Source organism: Virgibacillus sp. LDC-1, assembly GCF_030137545.1.
Lineage (GTDB): Bacteria > Bacillota > Bacilli > Bacillales > Amphibacillaceae > LDC-1.
Map to the genome: position 1 here is coordinate 12,412 of NZ_JARUVL010000010.1, position 19,545 is coordinate 31,956.

At 36.7% G+C, this 19,545-nt stretch carries 19 protein-coding genes and 1 other annotated feature; all 19 genes read right to left on the minus strand.

The window, feature by feature from the left end:
* Positions 1 to 39: 39 nt before the first annotated feature.
* Positions 40 to 277: a binding site (T-box leader), on the minus strand.
* A gap of 69 nt (positions 278 to 346) precedes the next feature.
* The 19 genes from QBK89_RS09905 to QBK89_RS09995 all read right to left on the minus strand — a co-directional run bounded on the left by QBK89_RS09905 (position 347) and on the right by QBK89_RS09995 (position 19,492).
* Positions 347 to 850: a DivIVA domain-containing protein gene (locus QBK89_RS09905; RefSeq protein ID WP_284140887.1), complete on the minus strand. Its 504-nt coding sequence runs from the start codon at positions 848 to 850 to the stop codon at positions 347 to 349.
* A gap of 101 nt (positions 851 to 951) precedes the next feature.
* Positions 952 to 1,728: a YlmH family RNA-binding protein gene (locus QBK89_RS09910; protein WP_284140888.1), complete on the minus strand. Its 777-nt coding sequence runs from the start codon at positions 1,726 to 1,728 to the stop codon at positions 952 to 954.
* 11 nt (positions 1,729 to 1,739) lie between these two features.
* Positions 1,740 to 2,006, minus strand: a complete 267-nt coding sequence (locus QBK89_RS09915; RefSeq protein WP_284140889.1) for a YggT family protein — start codon at positions 2,004 to 2,006, stop codon at positions 1,740 to 1,742.
* 6 nt (positions 2,007 to 2,012) lie between these two features.
* On the minus strand, positions 2,013 to 2,435 hold the full coding sequence (locus QBK89_RS09920) for a cell division protein SepF (protein ID WP_284140890.1): 423 nt from the start codon (positions 2,433 to 2,435) through the stop codon (positions 2,013 to 2,015).
* Between the two features lie 45 nt (positions 2,436 to 2,480).
* Entirely contained in the window at positions 2,481 to 3,158 is a 678-nt protein-coding gene (locus QBK89_RS09925; RefSeq protein WP_284140979.1) for a YggS family pyridoxal phosphate-dependent enzyme, read from the minus strand.
* Positions 3,159 to 3,179: 21 nt separating this feature from the next.
* On the minus strand, positions 3,180 to 3,992 hold the full coding sequence (pgeF, locus tag QBK89_RS09930) for a peptidoglycan editing factor PgeF (protein WP_284140891.1): 813 nt from the start codon (positions 3,990 to 3,992) through the stop codon (positions 3,180 to 3,182).
* A 66-nt stretch (positions 3,993 to 4,058) separates the two neighbouring features.
* The gene (locus QBK89_RS09935; protein WP_284140892.1) at positions 4,059 to 4,322 is read right to left on the minus strand and encodes a YlmC/YmxH family sporulation protein; all 264 of its coding nucleotides are present in this window, start codon (positions 4,320 to 4,322) and stop codon (positions 4,059 to 4,061) included.
* Between the two features lie 87 nt (positions 4,323 to 4,409).
* Positions 4,410 to 5,189 carry an RNA polymerase sporulation sigma factor SigG gene (gene sigG, locus QBK89_RS09940; protein WP_284140893.1) on the minus strand — a complete coding sequence of 260 codons (780 nt, stop codon included), beginning with the start codon at positions 5,187 to 5,189 and terminating at the stop codon, positions 4,410 to 4,412.
* Positions 5,190 to 5,310: 121 nt separating this feature from the next.
* Positions 5,311 to 6,030, minus strand: a complete 720-nt coding sequence (gene sigE / locus QBK89_RS09945) for an RNA polymerase sporulation sigma factor SigE (RefSeq protein WP_284140894.1) — start codon at positions 6,028 to 6,030, stop codon at positions 5,311 to 5,313.
* Between the two features lie 23 nt (positions 6,031 to 6,053).
* A complete protein-coding gene (spoIIGA, locus tag QBK89_RS09950) occupies positions 6,054 to 6,974 on the minus strand; it encodes a sigma-E processing peptidase SpoIIGA (protein ID WP_284140895.1) in 921 nt (306 codons plus the stop codon).
* A 315-nt stretch (positions 6,975 to 7,289) separates the two neighbouring features.
* The gene (gene ftsZ, locus QBK89_RS09955; RefSeq protein WP_284140896.1) at positions 7,290 to 8,417 is read right to left on the minus strand and encodes a cell division protein FtsZ; all 1,128 of its coding nucleotides are present in this window, start codon (positions 8,415 to 8,417) and stop codon (positions 7,290 to 7,292) included.
* Positions 8,418 to 8,538: 121 nt separating this feature from the next.
* The gene (gene ftsA, locus QBK89_RS09960; protein ID WP_284140897.1) at positions 8,539 to 9,822 is read right to left on the minus strand and encodes a cell division protein FtsA; all 1,284 of its coding nucleotides are present in this window, start codon (positions 9,820 to 9,822) and stop codon (positions 8,539 to 8,541) included.
* 219 nt (positions 9,823 to 10,041) lie between these two features.
* Complete coding sequence (locus QBK89_RS09965) at positions 10,042 to 10,824, minus strand: cell division protein FtsQ/DivIB (RefSeq protein ID WP_284140898.1); 783 nt, start codon at positions 10,822 to 10,824, stop codon at positions 10,042 to 10,044.
* Between the two features lie 165 nt (positions 10,825 to 10,989).
* The gene (gene spoVE, locus QBK89_RS09970; protein WP_284140899.1) at positions 10,990 to 12,099 is read right to left on the minus strand and encodes a stage V sporulation protein E; all 1,110 of its coding nucleotides are present in this window, start codon (positions 12,097 to 12,099) and stop codon (positions 10,990 to 10,992) included.
* A gap of 80 nt (positions 12,100 to 12,179) precedes the next feature.
* Positions 12,180 to 13,529 (minus strand): UDP-N-acetylmuramoyl-L-alanine--D-glutamate ligase, encoded by a 1,350-nt coding sequence (gene murD / locus QBK89_RS09975; RefSeq protein ID WP_284140900.1) that lies wholly within the window; start codon positions 13,527 to 13,529, stop codon positions 12,180 to 12,182.
* Positions 13,526 to 14,500, minus strand: a complete 975-nt coding sequence (gene mraY / locus QBK89_RS09980; RefSeq protein ID WP_284140980.1) for a phospho-N-acetylmuramoyl-pentapeptide-transferase — start codon at positions 14,498 to 14,500, stop codon at positions 13,526 to 13,528. Before mraY ends, murD begins: the two co-directional genes overlap by 4 nt.
* A gap of 88 nt (positions 14,501 to 14,588) precedes the next feature.
* Positions 14,589 to 15,950, minus strand: a complete 1,362-nt coding sequence (locus tag QBK89_RS09985) for a UDP-N-acetylmuramoyl-tripeptide--D-alanyl-D-alanine ligase (RefSeq protein ID WP_284140901.1) — start codon at positions 15,948 to 15,950, stop codon at positions 14,589 to 14,591.
* Positions 15,950 to 17,425: a UDP-N-acetylmuramoyl-L-alanyl-D-glutamate--2,6-diaminopimelate ligase gene (locus QBK89_RS09990; protein ID WP_284140902.1), complete on the minus strand. Its 1,476-nt coding sequence runs from the start codon at positions 17,423 to 17,425 to the stop codon at positions 15,950 to 15,952. Before QBK89_RS09990 ends, QBK89_RS09985 begins: the two co-directional genes overlap by 1 nt.
* A 138-nt stretch (positions 17,426 to 17,563) precedes the next feature.
* Positions 17,564 to 19,492 carry a stage V sporulation protein D gene (locus tag QBK89_RS09995; RefSeq protein WP_284140903.1) on the minus strand — a complete coding sequence of 643 codons (1,929 nt, stop codon included), beginning with the start codon at positions 19,490 to 19,492 and terminating at the stop codon, positions 17,564 to 17,566.
* Positions 19,493 to 19,545 lie beyond the last annotated feature (53 nt).

Consider the following 19,545-nt stretch of genomic DNA (forward strand, 5'->3'; position numbering starts at 1 on the left):
TCCTATAGTCCAAAATAATATAAAAAGCCTTCTAATCCCAGAAGGGACGAGAAGACTCGCGGTACCACCCTTATAAATTTAAATAGCAAAGCTACTTAAACTCACTCGATATTCGTAACGTGAATAAACGTCCTTTCCTACTCAATAGCGGTAATGCTATTTTTCGTAAGGATACTCCAGAGTGATTTTCTAAAAGAAGTACTGTAATCAGGCTCCCACCATTTCCCGACTCGCTTCACAGCCTTTGCTTTTATACTTTCTCTTTCACCGTAGTTACATATTAAAAAATGATTTCATTCATTACATGATAATGAATTATATGTAAAATTGCAATATACGTCAAGCTTTATGATTCATTTTCAACAAGATCTAATTCTTCTTCCACATCTGTATCCAATAAGCCTTCCCAATCATTGGTAGATATCATATCGAGTTGCGCTTCAACAAGCATTTTTAGTCTTGTTCGGAAGACTTTTGCTTGTTTTTTTAATTCTTCTACTTCAATAGAAATTCTTCGTGACTTACTCAACGCTTCGTTAATAATACGATCCGCATTTTTTTCTGCTTCTTTAATGATAAGCTTTGATTCTTTTGTTGCATTGCTCTTTAACTCTTCCGCTGTTTCCTGCGCAATTAATATCGACTTATTTAAAGTCCCTTCAATATTCGTAAAGTGACTTAAACGATCCTTCATTTGCGCTACTTGCTCTTTTAATTCTTTTCTTTCTCGAATTACGATTTCATAATCTTTAATTACTTGATCAAGAAATTCATTTACTTCATCTTCATCATACCCTCGAAAGCCTTTTGTAAATTCTTTATTATGAATATCTAATGGTGTTAATGGCACATTGGCCACCTCCTCATCTTATTTACCAAAAAACTTGAATACGAACATTGTTTATCCTATATTTCGACAAAAAAACATCAGATTCCTGCATTTTCAGTTCATTATTTTAATAAAGCGGCAGTAATTCTAATTTTGTCTTTTTTTGTACGTCCATTGACATCAATAAGCTTACTTCTTCCGTTTCCTCGTAGGGAAAGAATATCTCCCGGTTGCACGAGGAATTTAGCATCATCCACCACACGAAAATTAACCTTTACTTGTTGCTTATTAATGTATTCATTTGCTTGCTTTCTGGGTATATTATATATTTCTTTAACTATATTATCCAGCCTTAAAGAGGAAATCGTCTTTGATACTTCTTCCCATATAGGCGCTACTTCAATAAGTTGATTAAATGATACCTCATGTAATTGTATACTAGCTCGTTTTACAGCAGTTAACTGAGTCATTACAAACGGTGAAATTTCTTTAGCTAGAACAATTTGAATGATGCCATTTGATACATATATATCCCCAAGCTTTTCTCGTTTCACTCCAAGCGATAAGAAAGCTCCTAATACATCTCGATGCTCAATTTGAATAAACTTGTCCGGATACGTCGCTTCTAAAAGGACCACCCCAAATGATTCTTCAGTTATCTCTTCATAGTACGGTGAAATCACTGCTCGTTTTCGTTCAGAATAATTACCGCCACCAAACAAATCTAACGTCACATCATCGCCTGATGAATTGACAAGCATCCGAACAATCTGTTGTTCTCGTGGGTCTAAAAAATCAGTGAGCCTTGATTGAAAACGGGTTTCAACCAAGGTTTTCCAAGATAAAACTTGATCAATAAATGGGTATTCCTCTTTCCGAAAGTGCTGATAAATTTCCATAGCTTTAACCCTTAATACACAAGTATTTTATAAAGCTCCCATACACCAACCTTTGCCAGTTGTAGCACTATAATCGCTACGATTGGTGAAAAGTCAATCATTCCTAATGGCGGAATTATTTTACGGAATTGTTCTAAATATGGTTCAACAATCTTCCCTAAAAATTCACCAACAGTTGATTCTCGCGCTCCTGGGAACCATGACATAAAAATATAAATAATAATCGCGAATATATAAACATATAACACAAAATCTAACAATCTAAACAACTGAAACATAGGCTCTTACCATCCTTTTTCTAATTCATCCTCTTCTTCAAAAACATCGGTGATCTTGCCAGAAACGTCAACATTATCTGGTGTACATAGAAAAGTTTCCGCACCCAACTTTTGGATATCACCATTAATTGCATATACTGTACCACTTAAAAAATCAACAATTCGTTTTGCCTCATAACGATCTACACGTTGCAAATTAATTACAACAGAACGTCGATTAACGACATGATCAGCAATTTCCTGAACTTCATTATAAGACCTTGGCTCGCAAAGCACCATTTTTGATGATGCTTGTTGCATTGATGTCAAGTTAACAACATTATCCTTGCGCTGCTTATCATCCATCCCCGGTGTAGGCATCGCGTCTTCTACATATTCATATTCATCATCCATCGTAAAAAATGATTTTAGCTTATGTTTAATACTCATATCTTCACCACCTTATAAAAGCTTTTACATATATGTATTTTTCATTTAGTGGTCGGAACCAACAAGCTTAGATCCAATCCGTATATGGGTAGCTCCTTCTTCAATAGCGATTTGATAATCATTACTCATCCCCATTGATAAATAGTTACATGGTGCAAAGGGATATCCTTTATTTTGAACAGATACACGAAGTGCATGAAGTTGCTTAAAAACCGATCTAATCTTCTCTTTATCATCTGTATGTGGTGCCATTGTCATTAATCCAACTACGTTAATTTTTTGAAACAAGGCTAGCTGCTCAATAAAGGGCAGTACTTCTTCCATAGCCAGTCCATGCTTTGACGCTTCTCCACTTACATTTACTTGAACAAAGCAATCCACAGGTTTATTTGCTCTTTTTTCAATTTCTTTTGCTAAAGAAATGCGATCTAATGAATGAAGCACATCAATTTTATCTATCACATCTCTTACCTTACGAGTTTGCAATGTTCCAATAAAATGCCATTTCGCTTTATTCGTAAAATGCGCATACTTCTCTAAAAAACCTTCAAGTCGATTTTCGCCTAAGTTGACAATTCCTGCATCAATTGCTTCTCTTGTTCGTTCTATTGTAACATATTTCGTTACGCCGATAAGTGTAATATCATTTGGATTTCGATTTTTTTGCATACATACATTATCTATTTCTTGTTGAATTGTTGCTAAATTTGCGGCTACATCCATTATTGCCATGTCTCCTCCTCATTATAAGCACTCATCAAAGCCGATATATCCTAACATTCTTCCAGTCTTTCCATTATCGCGCCGATGTGAGAAAAAGAGTTCTTCGTCGCGAAATGTGCATAAGTTTGTTCTTTCTATATTATGACGTAATATACCATTTTGTAAAAGGATTTCGACGTTTAATTGCTTTAAATCAATCATATATCGACCATTCTCAAGATAGGTGACAGTTTTGTCAACGTGCTGCTTAGGAATCTGCTTCATTACATAATCATCTACCTCATAAAATTGCTGACTTATAGATGGACCAATGGCAACTTGTAATTGATTAACAGAAACGCCCAATGCGATCAATGCGTGTACCATTTCTGCAGCGATTCCTTTCACAGTACCTTTCCATCCTGCATGTGCGATTCCAACATAACCTGTTTCTGGATCGTAAAAAAAGAGAGGTACGCAATCTGCAAAAAAAGCGGTACAAAGAATCCCAGGTTTATTTGTAATTATACCGTCTGTACCTTTAATGGAAGTGCTCATCGAGCTAGCTCCCTTTCCTTTATCCTCATCATCCACGATTTTTATCTCCACTCCATGCACTTGTTCTGCACATACCCAATTTTCGACTGCAAAATGCAGCTTCTGTGCAAGTAGATTTCGGTTTTCGATAACATTTTCATGTAAATCATCAACATGAAGTCCAAAATTAAAGTGATTATATGGCTCTTCACTTACTCCACCTCTTCTTGTAGTAAAGCCTACACGAAGATTTGGGTTACTTTCTTGCCATTTTTTTATAACAAAGATATTCTCATCCAAATTAAATGGTTCGTTCACATTGATCAACCCCTATATAGAATACTCGTATTATTTTACCATATTTGAAACGAGGTTGTTCTACATTCATTGCTTTGTTTCCTCATATAGGATGGGCTCCTCTATTTGTTTAACTAGGATCACATCCGAACCTATTGTTACAATTTGTTCCCAATAAATAATCATTTCTTCTGCTTTTCCGAATAGTCCTTTTTTCTCACGTAAGTAAATAATAATCGCTGTAATTTTTCCACGGCTTGGATCAATATCTAAATCAGAAATGTGACCGATTCTTTCCCCACTATTAATAGCTATAACTTCCTTTACTTGAAGTTCTGATAATTTTATCATTACGCTCACCTTCCTTCTTTTATTTATATGCAACGAATGCCTATTTTTTCATAAAAAAACGGAACAGGCACATCCTGTTCCGTTTTTTTATTCAAACATTTGCTTATTCATTTGACTGATCGCTGCTTTTTCAAGTCTTGATACTTGTGCTTGAGAAATACCAATTTCCTCTGCAACTTCCATTTGGGTTTTCCCTTGAAAAAAACGTTTATTTAAGATCATTTTTTCACGTTCATTCAATCGGTACATCCCTTCTTTCAAAGAAAGCTTGTCTACCCAACCTTCATCTTTATCCTTATCGTCACTTATTTGATCCATCACATATATTGGATCTCCTCCATCATTATATATTGGCTCAAATAACGAAACCGGGTCCTGAATCGCATCCATTGCAAATATAATATCAGAATGAGGAATCCCCATTTCTTCGGCTATTTCCATTGGGGTTGGTTCTTTAGAGGTTTTATTGATTAGCTTTTCTCTTACTTGTAGTGCCTTATAAGCAATATCTCGTAAAGAACGTGACACACGAATTGGATTATTATCCCTTAAATATCTGCGTATTTCACCAATAATCATTGGAACCGCATATGTAGAAAATCGTACATTATGGCTTAAATCAAAATTATCAATTGATTTCATTAATCCAATACAACCAACCTGAAACAAGTCATCTACATACTCTCCACGATTGTTAAAGCGTTGAATAACACTTAACACTAAACGTAAGTTTCCATTTACAAGTTCTTCTCGTGCTGTTAAATCACCTTCTTGCATCTTTACAAATAATTTACGCATTTCCTTGTTTGTCAACACAGGTAATTTAGACGTGTCAACTCCGCAAATCACTACTTTATGTCTAGACATTCTGTACCCTCCCGATTGGAGATGCTGTTCATGGACAGTATCTCCGACCCGGGAGTTTTTTATGCAATAGATAAAAAATAAATTCATCTATTCAGTTACTGAAATAAAGTGCGTATTCTAGCTAAACCATCTTGTTAAATTCTTTTTTTAAACGACGGATAATTTTCTTTTCTAGCCTTGATATATAGGATTGGGAAATGCCCAGCATATCTGCAACATCTTTTTGCGTTTTTTCTTCTTCCCCTATTAATCCGAAACGCAATTCCATTATCTGTTTTTCTCTTGCGTTTAATTGAGATAGTGCATCCTTTAAAAGATGTTTATCCACTTTTGTTTCTAAATCCTTTGTAATAATGTCATCATCTGTACCAAGGACATCTGACAACAATAGTTCATTCCCATCCCAATCAATATTTAACGGTTCATCAAACGATATTTCTGATTTTAGTTTATTATTCCGACGCAAGTACATTAGAATTTCATTCTCAATGCATCGAGACGCATATGTAGCAAGCTTTATCTTTTTTTCAGGATTGAATGTATTAACTGCTTTAATGAGACCGATTGTTCCAATACTTATCAAATCTTCAATATTTATTCCAGTATTCTCAAACTTGCGGGCAATATACACTACAAGTCGTAAATTCCGCTCGATTAGAACTGCTCGCGCTGATCTATCTCCTTTTGGAAGCAGCTCTAATAATTCTTTTTCTTCATCTTTACTTAATGGAGGTGGAAGTGCTTCACTCCCGCCAATATAATATATTTCCTCAGACTTTATTCCCAACTTAATTAATACCTTATACCACCATAAACGTATACGTAACCTCATAATTCTCATATCGATCCGCTCCTTCATTTTCATTATGCAGAATTCATTATTGCTAGCTTTACAATTTGTGGATGCAGTAAGCAATGATACATCTGATCACCCGTTAGTGTAGCAAATTGGATACCAACAAGTACCTTTGATGTTTCTATCGAGTGATTATGATAGTGAATAACTAAATGATCTGGCTTTATTGCTAGCATAAAGCTATTCTTTCCCGCAACACCTTGATATGGAATCAGCTGGATTACATCTTCCCATCGAGATGGAATGTTAGCTATATTCAAAGTTTCATAAATAGATTTTAATGTTGTCCAGTCGTCTACTGAAAACCAATTTTTTAGAAATGGTTCATCACAAATAACAACTGGTTTTTTTGTTAACGGGTCAACTAGCTGATTTCCACTATCGATATATCCTGTTGTTGAATAAGTTTCACCCTTTATCGTAAGATCAATTGAATAAAGCTGATCATATCGGATTTTCTCTATTGCGTGCTTGTCCATACGCCACTTCGTAAAGAACCATGAAATAGGGAAGCCTAAAATAACAAAAGTCCAGCTAACTGGATCACCAAAACCACTTTGAAATGTAAATAATCCTTCAGCAGAGATGCCAATAGGACGTTGGAATAAATAATGTACAGCTATCAATCCTCCTCCAATTGAAAAGGTTGTAAAATAGAACAAAAAGAGTAATTTTAGAAATCGTTTAACCGAGTACCAACGAAACGTACACCAAATAATAAGAAGGGAATAGGCAATTTTTCCAATGACTGTTGATGAAAATGAATTTGGATAATAGAGTGTAATCGGGACAAGAAGCGATGCAATAAAAGCACCAACAACAAGCCTTTTCACCGTAGTTTTCTCTTTCGCTATTGCTTGTGTCAGCATTAAGAGCATCATATCAAGAAAAAAGTTTAGCGCCCAAACGACATCAAGATAAATCGTCATCCTTTCCCTCCCATCAAAACCCCCAATGCTCAATAGACTTCGCCTTCAGTTCTTCTCACTTACAAAAACTAGATAATGTTTAAAGACAAATACGCAATGTTTCATTTTTTAGAAACTATGAAAAGTATAGCTGACGCTTCTTGCAAAGTCTGTCAATTCTTGTATGCAAAAATAGACTATTTTGTACTAGTTATCACCTTATTTGTCGGAGAAATATTATGAGTATATAAGTGAACGAATAATCTAAAAAACAAAAAACAAACAGCTATAATAGCTGTTTGTTTGTAAAATTCGAATTCAATTGTAAATTAAAACCTATCGATCACGATTTCGGTTTCTTAAAAAGGTTGGAATATCAAGCGCATCATCTTCCTGCCTTACATGCTGTCCTTGTCCAGCATCTCTTGAATAATCCTCTGTCGCTCTCGTGGCAGCCTGTTGATGATGATGGATAACAGGGCGTTGCTTTGGCTGTGGTTCAACCTGCTTTGATTCGTCAAACCCAGTAGCAATTACTGTTACAATAATTTCGTCTTTCAAACTTTCATTAATTACAGAACCAAAGATAACATTTACCTCATCATCCGCAGCTGTAGTTACTAGATCTGCAGCTTCTTGCACTTCATAAAGACTTAAATTCGTACCGCCAGTAATGTTCATAAGAATTCCATGCGCACCATCAATAGATGTTTCTAATAATGGGGAGGAAATTGCCTTTTTAGCAGCTTCGGTTGCTCTATTTTCACCTGTCGCAACACCAATACCCATTAATGCAGATCCCTTATCAAACATGATTGTTTTAACGTCTGCGAAATCCACATTAATCAATCCTGGTTTTGCAATTAAATCGGAGATCCCTTGCACTCCTTGACGTAGGACATTATCTGCTTCACGGAACGCTTCTAGCATCGGAGTGTTCTTATCAACAATCTCTAATAAACGATCGTTTGGTATAACGATTAGCGTATCCACACTACTTTTTAATGCATCAATTCCAGATACAGCTTGTGTCGATCTTCTTCTTCCTTCAAATGAGAATGGGCGTGTCACGACACCAACAGTTAACGCACCCAACTCCTTTGAAATTTGAGCAATAACAGGTGCAGCACCAGTTCCTGTACCGCCTCCCATGCCAGCAGTAACAAAAATCATATCAGCACCTTGTAACACTTCTTCAATTTGCTCTCTGCTTTCTTCTGCTGCCTTTTTACCAACATCTGGATTAGCGCCAGCACCCAAACCACGGGTTAACTTAGAACCAATTTGTAATTTCACTTCTGCTTTTGATAAATTTAAAGCTTGTGCATCCGTGTTGACAGCGATAAATTCAACACCTTCTACACCATGCTCAATCATTCTGTTAACAGCATTATTTCCACCACCGCCAACACCGATGACTTTAATTGTCGCTAGTTGATCCATATTTGTATCAAAATCTAACATACTATTCGTTCCTCCTAATATGCAAAATGACAAAATTTCAAGTAACTCTTTGTCAGCAGTTGCTTCTAATCCGATTCTGAATAAATCATCTTACCTACAGCTGCTAACAAGGAACGCTCGATTAATCAAAGAAATACTTAAAGAAATTAGCGATTCCAGATTCTTTCTTACTTTCTTTTGATTCCTTCGTACTTACTTTTACTTGCTGTTTTTTAATTTTCTTTGGTTGTTGTTCATATGACTGAGAAATCGAAGGAAACAATTCTTTTCCTTGTATTTTCGCATTATGATAAGCAAATTGCAAGATGCCTACCCCTGCTGTAAATTGAGGCTCTCGAACACCAATATAATCTGGAATAGCAATTCTCACATTGGCACGAAATATATCTTGTGCTAACTCTAATACACCAGGCATTTTCATAGAACCACCTGTAAGCACATACCCTCCAGGCAACTCTCTGAAGCCCATTTTACGAATTTCTCGTTCAGCATATGCATATATTTCTTCTAATCTAGCTTCAATCATATCTGCTATTTGTAATTGATTATATGATTGCTTATTATTACTACCTATAATAGAGGCTTCAAAAATTTCATCTTCGAGTGCATTATTATAAAAAGCATGTCCATGATTAATTTTTATATCTTCTGCTTCTTCTGTTGTCGTACGCAACCCAATAGATAAATCTTTTGTAATATTATCGCCACCGAGAGGAACGACACTTGTTGAAACTAAATGATCATTTGCATAGATAGAAACTGTTGAACAGCCGCCTCCCACATCAATAAGTGCGACACCAAGATTTCTTTCGTCCTTAGAAAGGGCAACAGTTCCAGCAGCTAATGGCTGCAGACAAATATCTGATATTTGTAGATTTGCTCGTTCCACACATTTCAACGTGTTATGTAATACTGTTTTGGAGCAGGTAATAATCGTACCTTCCATTTCTAAACGAACACCTATCATTCCTCTAGGATCCGTTATTTCATCTAGACCATCAACAATAAATTGCTTTGGAATAACATCAATGATTTCACGTTCTGGAGGAATAGAAATAACTTGCGCTCCATCAATTACTCTCTTTACATCTTCATCGCCAATTTCACGATTTTCACTTTGAACAGCAACAACGCCGTGACATGGTTGCAATTGAATATGATTCCCACTAATCCCTACAACCACACTATCAATTTGCATGCCAACCATTCTTTCGGCTTGCTCGACAGCATTTCGAATGGACTGTACCGTTTGATCAATGTCAACAATTGCTCCTTTTTTCATGCCATTGGACTTCGCTGTTCCAACACCAATTACATTTAACGAATCGTTTAAAACTTCACCAATGATTACTTTTGTTTTTGATGTACCTATATCAAGGCTTACCAGTATTTCACTGTTGTTCAAAGAAGGGCACCTCCAGTTTAAAACCATCCACTCACATGGTAGATTGTTTCAAAATTTACCAATTGTATAATCTAACTATAATCTCTTATTCTATCGGACTTACACTAAAAAATAAATATATATTCAGTATTTCCTTTAGAACCATGCTTATTTTTCATTATAAACTATTCGTTAAGACTTTTACATATTTGACTGCACGAAAAAATGATCAAATGTTCTTTATTCTCCAACCGTTTCTTCATTTAACTTATCCTTCTTGTTAAATGACTCGAAATATGCACCTACACCAATATGGATAATTCCTTTTTCTTTTGGATCGAGCTGCGACACAATAGATGGATAAACCTGCATACGATCTGCAAAATTGCGAATCGTTCCGGAAACGATATATCCATCATTCATGTATAAAGTTATCTTATTGGAATTTTCCTTTGATGGTGTCCAATATACTTCTGAAATAATATCGAGAATACTCTTTGGCAATTGCGAAAGTTCATCTGTCATGCGGTCAAGTAATTTTTTATTATCAAAGTCTAATAACATGGGAGCATCTCCACGCATACCATTAAGCACTTCATCTTTTAGAATAGTACCATTACCAAGCACAGCATATACCTTATTCTCTTTCTTTATGTATCCAACTCGATCTTGCTCTACTATCCGTATATCTACTGTCCATGGTAGTTGTCTACTAATTTCTACTTTCTCTACAATTGGGTCTTTCAATAATTGTGTTTTTGCTTCCTCTTTATTTATCGTCCAAATGTTCATATGTTTTAATAATCCACTTTTTTCCATTACTTCTTGATCAGTCAGAAGCGCATTTCCCTGGATAGTTATATTTTTAATCTCACTTAACGGAGACTGTAAATAAACAATGATAGAAAGTAAGAAGAAAAAAATAGACAGGTAAAACACAAGACGCCGATTTGCTTTTTTCTTTCGGGCTTGCTTCAATTTTGGAATTCGATCCTCAATCGAAACAACTTTTTTTTTGCTCATCTATTTTCGTCCTTTTAATAAAGTAATAGAAGAAAATGGCATGTATCATGCCATTTACCCCAGTTAAATGAATTATAACACAATATTGGAAAGAACAGATAGTAGTCAATGGTAGTTTTCAAGCTTTTTTTGTAAAACAATAATAGCGCGATTTCTTTCCCCCTTTTATAAATGAGAAGATTTACTTATATTAAGCAATATTCCTACAGAACAAAGTGTTAAAGTTAACGACGAACCACCATAACTAAGAAATGGCAAAGTAATTCCTGTAACCGGAATTAAACCAATAACTACACTAATATTTATCATTACTTGAATTGCTAGCATGGAGACAATCCCTAAAGCCAGTAACCGTCCATATTGATCAGCTGCTTCTAATGCGATCCGTATCCCACGCCAAAACATAAATGCAAATAATCCAATTACAAATGTTCCACCAATAAATCCAAGCTCTTCTCCAAGAATAGCAAAAATAAAATCTGTCTGTGGTTCAGGAAGATAGAAATACTTTTGTAAACTTTCCCCTAATCCCATACCCATTAATCCACCTGGTCCAATGGCATAAAGTGATTGGATAATTTGAAAGCCATCTCCAAGTGGATCTTCCCACGGATTTAAAAATGCAGTAATTCTGCTAATTCGGTAGGGTGCAGATAATATTAAAAAAGCGAAACCTGCTAGCCCTAATATGGCTAGTCCAAAAAAATGTGACAGTCGTGCACCAGATACAAAAATCATAATCATACATGTAAGCACAAGAACAACACCTGTTCCTAGATCTGGCTGTAGCATGATAAGTCCGAAGGCAGTAAAAACCAACAGTAAAGACGGAAAAAATCCTTGTTTAAACGAAGTAATATATTTCTGATTATGATCTAAAAACAAAGCTAAATAAATAATCAAACCTAACTTCATAAATTCAGAGGGTTGTATACTAAATGCTCCTACTCCAATCCAGCTTTGAGCTCCACCTCTTGTCATACCGACACCTGGAATTAACACGAGTAGTAATAAACAAAAGCAAGCGAATAAAATTCCCTTCGCATACTTTCGCCATGTTCCGTACGGAATATTCATCGTAGTAAACATAGCAGCAATACCAGCACCAGCGAAGAGGAGCTGCCGTTTCAAGAAGTAAAGCTTATCATTATACTTATATTCTGCCCACACATAGGAAGAGCTTAGCACCATAATAATACCGATCAATAGAAGCAATAAAATGATTGTTAATAGTGTATAGTCTGGTTTGTCACCGAGCTTTGATTTTGAAAACAAAAAAAACACCCCTTTTTCCAAAGATGGAATAGGGGCTTCTAGCAATTATATACATCATTCATTTTCTTTGAAACAAGCCCCTACTTTAATGTATGCACGGCTTGCATAAACATGTCTCCTCTTTCTTCAAACGTACGATATTGATCCCAGCTTGCACAGGCAGGAGACAATAAGATTACATCACCTGGATCAGACAAGGAATATGCTTCTTTCACTGCTTCTTGCATGTTTTTTACAGCGATTTGTTTCTCTATTCCTGCTTTTAGAGCTGTTTGACTAAGTTTTGCTGCAGTTTGCCCGAATAATACCATCGCTTTCACGTTTTCTAAATAAGGGATTAAATCATCAAATGAATTTCCTCTATCTAGTCCCCCCGCTAATAAAATTACAGGCTGCTGAAATGACGCTAACGCTTTTTTTGTTGCCAGCATATTGGTTGCTTTGGAGTCATTATAAAATTGACGATCTTGTATAACGTCCACAAATTGTAGCCGGTGCTCTACACCCGAAAAAGTACGCAATACCTTCTGAATACCTTTGTTCGTTGCTCCTCCTAGCTTCGCTGCACTAACTGCAGCTAATATATTCTCCATATTATGCTCCCCAACTAAAACAACTGAATGGCGATCCATTACCTTCTCCGATTTAAAGTAGATACTGTTTTCATCTATCCAAGCTCCATCAGCTAACTTTCTTGTAACCGAAAAAGGAATCTTTTGTGCAGTTGCTTCCTCTACCTTCTTAGACAGGATAGGGTCATCTGCATTATAAACTAACATATCCGTATCACGTTGATTTTTATAAATATTACATTTTGCCATTACATAATCATCCATCGTTTTATGATAATCCAAATGCGCTTCAAAAATATTTAATAATACTGCGATATGAGGTCTGAATTGAGAGGTTCCTTGGAGCTGGAAGGAAGATAATTCAAGAACAAGCTTTTCTTCATCCGTAAGTGCTTGTGCAACTTCTGTTGCTACAAAGCCAATATTTCCCGCTACCTGTACACCTTGATTGCTTGCCTTTAGCATTTCAGTGATAAGCATCGTAGTCGTTGTTTTCCCATTAGATCCGGTAATACCAATAATCTGGTCTTCTGCAATATAACCCGCAAGCTCTACTTCCGTTATAATTGGAATATTGCGCTTCACTGCCTCAGCAACGATTGGATTATCATATGGAATTCCGGGATTTTTCACAACGACGTCAATCTCTGTTAGCGTCGATAATGGATGGGAGCCAAGTATTACCTCTGCTCCCATATTTTTCAGCTCCACTACTTCTGGATCTAGACCCTTTGCTTTCATATCATTTACACGTACCTGTTTATCATTTAGAAGTAAAACTTTCGCAGCCGCAGTTCCACTTTTCGCTAATCCGAGTACTAATATATGTTTATAAGGGAATTCCGCTAATTTCTTCACCCTAGCCACACCTCGATATATATTCCTAAAGCGGCGAAAATAAGTCCTACTAACCAAAAAGTAGTTACCACACGCCATTCTGACCAACCTAATAGCTCATAGTGATGATGTAATGGACTCATTTTAAAAATACGTTTGCCAGTCGTTTTAAATGATATGACTTGAATAATAACCGACAATGTTTCAATTACAAATACACCACCAACGATGACTAATAATATTTCTAACTTCATTAAGATAGCAATAGCCGCAATTGCACCACCGAGTGCTAATGAACCTGTATCACCCATAAATACCTTTGCTGGATGTGCGTTAAATACCAAGAAGCCAAGGAGCGCACCAACAACGGCTAAAGCAAAAATCCCAATTTCCTGCTGTGGGAAACCGTGCCAAGCAAGAATTCCAAAAGCTCCAAACGCTATTGCTGCCGTCCCCGCCAGTAAACCGTCTAGCCCATCCGTTAAATTAACAGCGTTTGAGGCTCCAACAAGCATAAATACGATTAGGATTGCGTATCCCCAGCCTAAATCCCACTGAATGGTAGTACCAGGAATTTGAATATGTGTTGGAAAGTCGTTACTACGTAAAATAAAGTAAAAAATAAATGCGATCACTAATTGTCCAAGCATTTTTTGCTTTGACGTTAGCCCTAAATTTCGCTTCATTACGACTTTAATAAAGTCATCTAAAAAACCAAGTAATCCATAGCCAACAAGCACAAAAATTAATAGCCAAAGCTCATAGCCAATATTGCCACTCGCCGTATATTTCCCTGCCATTATAATTGCAGTTATAACGATACTGAATACGATCATTATTCCACCCATCGTTGGTGTACCTGTTTTCTTCATATGTGATTTTGGGCCCTCTTCGCGAATACTTTGTCCAAACTTTAATCTTCTTAGAAATGGGATAAATATCGGTGATAAGAGGACGGTAATTAAAAATGCAATTGCTATTGTTATCGTCATAACGAAAATATTCACTGTAATTCCTCCTTGTATAAACCGTCCAAACGAAATCGTTGTTGCGTACTGCGCTATTGTTGTTCATTTATTATTATGATTGGATTGCTTTTACCATTGTTTCAAATTGCATTCCACGTGAGGCTTTGAATAATACTAATGTATCGTGCATAAGATATTCGTGCAATTCTCCCAATAAATCCTCTTTTGATTGAAAATGCGCACATAGCATGTTAGGTTGCTGTTTGCATACAGTCTTACTAATGATTTCCGCTTCCTTGCCTACCGTATACAAGACAGTAATTGGAGGCTCGATACTTGCTGCTACAGACTGATGTAACTGTTTAGCTTTATCCCCTAACTCAAATATATCTCCCAGTACAAGCACTTTGTTCTTGTACCCTGTCATTTGTTTTATTACTTCAATAGCAGCAACCATAGAAGTTGGCGAAGCATTATACGTATCATTGATGATTGCAACACCTGATGCTCCTCGTGTAATTTCCATACGCATAGAAGTTGGCGGCAAAGTAGCTAGCGCCTTTTCTATTTGCTCCTGCCCAATATTTAGTTTCCTTCCAACCGCAATCGCATACGAAGCATTTTTGGCATTATGTACTCCGAGTAATGGAATAGAATATGAATAATTATCCGAGAGCTTAAAGCTTGTTTGGGTATTACTAATGGTAACATCTGACAAAACAACATCGTTCTCAGATTCAAGCCCACATGTTAATACATTATCATCCTTTTTAACATGATTTAGTAATGGTTCATCGCCATCGATAATGAGGCAACCATTTTGCTTTAATCCAAGTCGAATTTCTAATTTTGCCTTGGCAATGCCTTCACGTGAACCGAGAAACTCAATATGTGATTCCCCAATATTTGTAATGACTGCATAATCAGGCTTAGAAATTTTCGTTAAACGTTCAATCTCACCAAAATGGTTCATTCCCATTTCCAGCACAAGCAGTTCTGTATCGCGTGTCATTGATAATATTGTTAACGGCAGTCCAATATGGTTATTAAAGTTTCCTTGTGTAAAATGGGTCTTATAGCTTGTGCTTGCAATAGCTGCGACCATTTCCTTTGTTGTTGTCTTCCCGTTTGAGCCTGTAACGCCAATAACAACAGGGTCAACTAGATCTCGATATGCCGCTGCCAGCTTCTGCAGGGCGAGATCCGTATCCTCAACTAAAAAAACTGGAAAGTCAGTCGGTAGGAATCGGGGTAACGCTTTGTCTTTATTCCAAATCGCTGCAACAGCACCATTATTAAAAGCTTGCTTTATATAATCATGACCATCAAACTTTTCACCAACTAAAGGGATAAAAAGTGAGTGGGAGGCATTTTCTCGGCTGTCTGTTGATACCGCATTGATAGGAATTGCAGACTGTGCTTCTCCACGATAATTTTCAAACACACTAGCAATCCATTGTGTTGTAAATAACATTATTTTCTCTCCTTAGCTACTATAGCTTCCTGAGCAACCTCACGATCATCAAAATGAAGTTTTTCATGACCGATTTGTTGATACGTCTCATGTCCCTTTCCAGCTATAAGAATGATATCATCGTTTTTAGCAAGTGCTACAGCATGGTGTATTGCTTGCTTCCGATCAACGATGACCTCATAATTTGTTTCTTTTGTTAACCCATTAACCATGTCTTGCAAAATTGCTTCAGGCTGTTCTGTTCTAGGATTATCAGACGTAAGTACGGCGTGATCAGCATATTTTGTAGCAATTTGTGCCATCAGCGGACGCTTCGTTCGATCACGGTCTCCTCCGCAGCCAACAATCGCATATATTTTTCCTTTCACAAACTCTTGTACTGTTTGTAATACATTTTCTAATGAATCCGGTGTATGCGCATAATCCACTATCACACCAAAATCTTGCCCAGCTTTTACTGGTTCAAAACGACCATTTACTCCAGGAATCGTTTCAAAAGCTTGCTTAATAACTTGAAGGTTAACCCCATCTGCTATTGCAGCACTTGCGGCTGCGAGCATATTATACACATTAAACATGCCAATTAATCTACTCTTCACGTTAATCGTTCCGATAGGTGTTACGAGTGTATACGTTGTTTCCCCTGCGTGTAGCTGGATATCTGTTGCCGATACATCCGCATCATTACGACAACCATATGTTAAAACATGCTGTGCCGTACTTCGTTTTAAGAGATCGATGGAGGAATCATCCGCATTTAAGATAGCAAATTTTCTTCCTGCTTTTATATAACTATTTCCTAATTGGGCAAAAAGCAGACTCTTCGCACGTAAATAATCATCTAAATCTTTATGATAATCAAGATGATCCTGAGATAAATTCGTAAATATGGCTATATCAAAATCTGTACCATGAACTCTTCCTTGATCTAAGGCATGCGAGGAAACCTCCATTATCCCCTGTTCCACTCCTGCTTCTATCATCTGATGGAATGTGCGTTGGAGAAAAAGTGCATCTGGCGTTGTGTTTTGAATTGGAAACGCCTCATCCCCAATTTTCATTTGAATCGTACCAATAACACCTGTTTTCTTTCCATTTACTCGATAGATTGAATCTAAAAGATATGTTATAGTCGTTTTCCCATTCGTCCCAGTAATTCCAATGAGCGGGAGCTGACTTGAAGGATAATTATAAAAATGAGAAGCAAGCAAAGCCAATGCGCGTGTTGTATCCGATACAACAATCACAGGAACTGCTGCCTCTACTTTCTTTTCAGCAATGATTGCAACCGCACCATTTTCGATTGCTTGTGGTATGTAATTATGTCCATCGACCGAAAAACCAGTGATACAAATAAAAACATCACCTTGTTCGATTGCACGTGAGTCTATCTTTAACGATTGCACTTCAATATTGTCTAATTCACTATAACTAGTATAGAACGGTACGGGTGTAAGTAATTCTAATAATTTCATTGTAAACATCCTCATTATTATTTTTTCGAAACAATGCCTAAGTATAATTATTCTAAACCGAAACAATTTTTAAGAGGGTGGATCACCCTCTTCATTTTATATCCCATTTATTATAGCAAAATTCACCTTGAATCTCGATTATTTTTTATTTGAAAGATAAATCCGAATCTTAGAACCTTGCTCTACTTTCACACCTGGCTTTGGTGACTGATCAATAATATAGTCTCCCTTACCACTTGTTTCAATAGCTAAATTAGTTTGAAATTCAACAATCTCCTTTTTTTTCAATCCAACTAAAGAGGGAACCTCGACCTTTGGCTGTTCAGGCCATTTATACTCTTTTTCTAGTCCATCTTTTCGTCTTTTAACGCCTAAAGCGTTAAGACTATCACCAATAATCGTACCAACAATAGGGGCTGTCACAACACCACCAAATTGAACCGTTCCTTTTGGATTATCAACCGCTACATAGACAACAATCTCTGGATCATCTGCAGGAGCAAATCCTATAAAAGAAACAATATGGTTGTTCGACATATATTTCCCATCTGGCCCAACCTTTTGGGCAGTTCCAGTTTTCCCTCCGACACGATAACCATCAACATAAGCTGGTCTACCTGTACCTTTTGCTACAACACTTTCTAACGCATTCCGAACTTCCTTTGAGGTGGCGTCAGAAATAATGCGTTCCTTTAATACTGGTTGATGTTCTTTTACTGTGCTATTTGTTTGTGGATCAATCCATTCTTTAGCAACAAACGGCTCATACAAGTAGCCGCCATTTACTGCGGCTGATACTGCCATTACTTGCTGTATAGGGGTAACAGATACGCCTTGTCCAAAAGCAGTTGTGGCTAACTCGACCGGCCCAACATTTTCTGGCTTAAAGAGAATCCCATTACCTTCTCCTTGTAAATCAATCCCTGTCTTCGTTCCAAACCCAAAATCTCGGATGTAACTAAATAACCGTTCTTTTCCCAATTTCTGTCCAAGATTAACGAATCCGGGGTTGCACGAGTTTTCAACAACTTCCAAATAAGATTGATGACCATGGCCTCCACTTTTCCAGCAGCGTAGCTTCGCACCACCAACTTTAATCGAACCTGAGTCATGATAATGATCCTTTTGTAAATCAACGACTCCTTCTTCTAAAGCTGCGGCTAATGTAATAATTTTAAATGTTGAGCCCGGTTCATAGGTACTCCAAATCGGTAAATTACGATTATAAATATCAGCATCCACTTCTTGATATTTTTCTGGATGGAAAGCTGGTCTTGCTGCCATTCCTAATACTGAACCATTTTTCGGATTCACGGCAATCGCTAACGCGCCATCTGGATTATATTTTGCGACAGCAAGGTCAAGCTCTCTTTCAATAATTGTTTGCACTCTACTATCGATCGTAGTTTTTAAATCTAAGCCATCCTCTGGTGCTTTATATACATCTGCAAGCTGCTTTAGCTTACCTCCCTTTGCATCCGAATAAAATGAAAGACTTCCTTTTTCACCACTTAATTTCTCATCATGATAAAGTTCTAAACCCATTAAGCCCTGATTATCTATACCCGTAAATCCAAGAACATGAGCTAAATCATCTCCGAACGGATAATGTCGCTTTGAATCCTTTGCTAAATACACACCTTCCATATCAAGTGTACGGATTGCTTTTTCCTGCTCTTCAGAAATCTTTATCCCTTCTGGTCTTATTTGTGAGGACATAGCTGACTTTGTTATTTGCTTGTACGCTTTTTCAACAGATATATGTAAAATAGCTGCCAGCTTCTCTGCTGTTTCCTGTGGATTTTTAATTTGTCTGGGTACAACTACAACAGAAGGTGCTGTTACGTTTTCTGCTAATACTTCCCCATTTACATCTAATATTAAACCTCGCTCAGGTTCAAAGAGAATATCTCTACTCCAAGATTCATCAGCAAGCCCCATAAGTTTATCTCCAATAACAAATTGCACATAACCTAAACGAAAGTCAATGATTCCAAAGAATAAAATGCCAATAAGAAAAACAGTAACTAATCTTTTTCTAACGGTCACAGTCGATACTCGCTTCATCTTTTTACCCCTTTTCATAGGTATGCTTGTATCAACTATATGAGATAGAATAT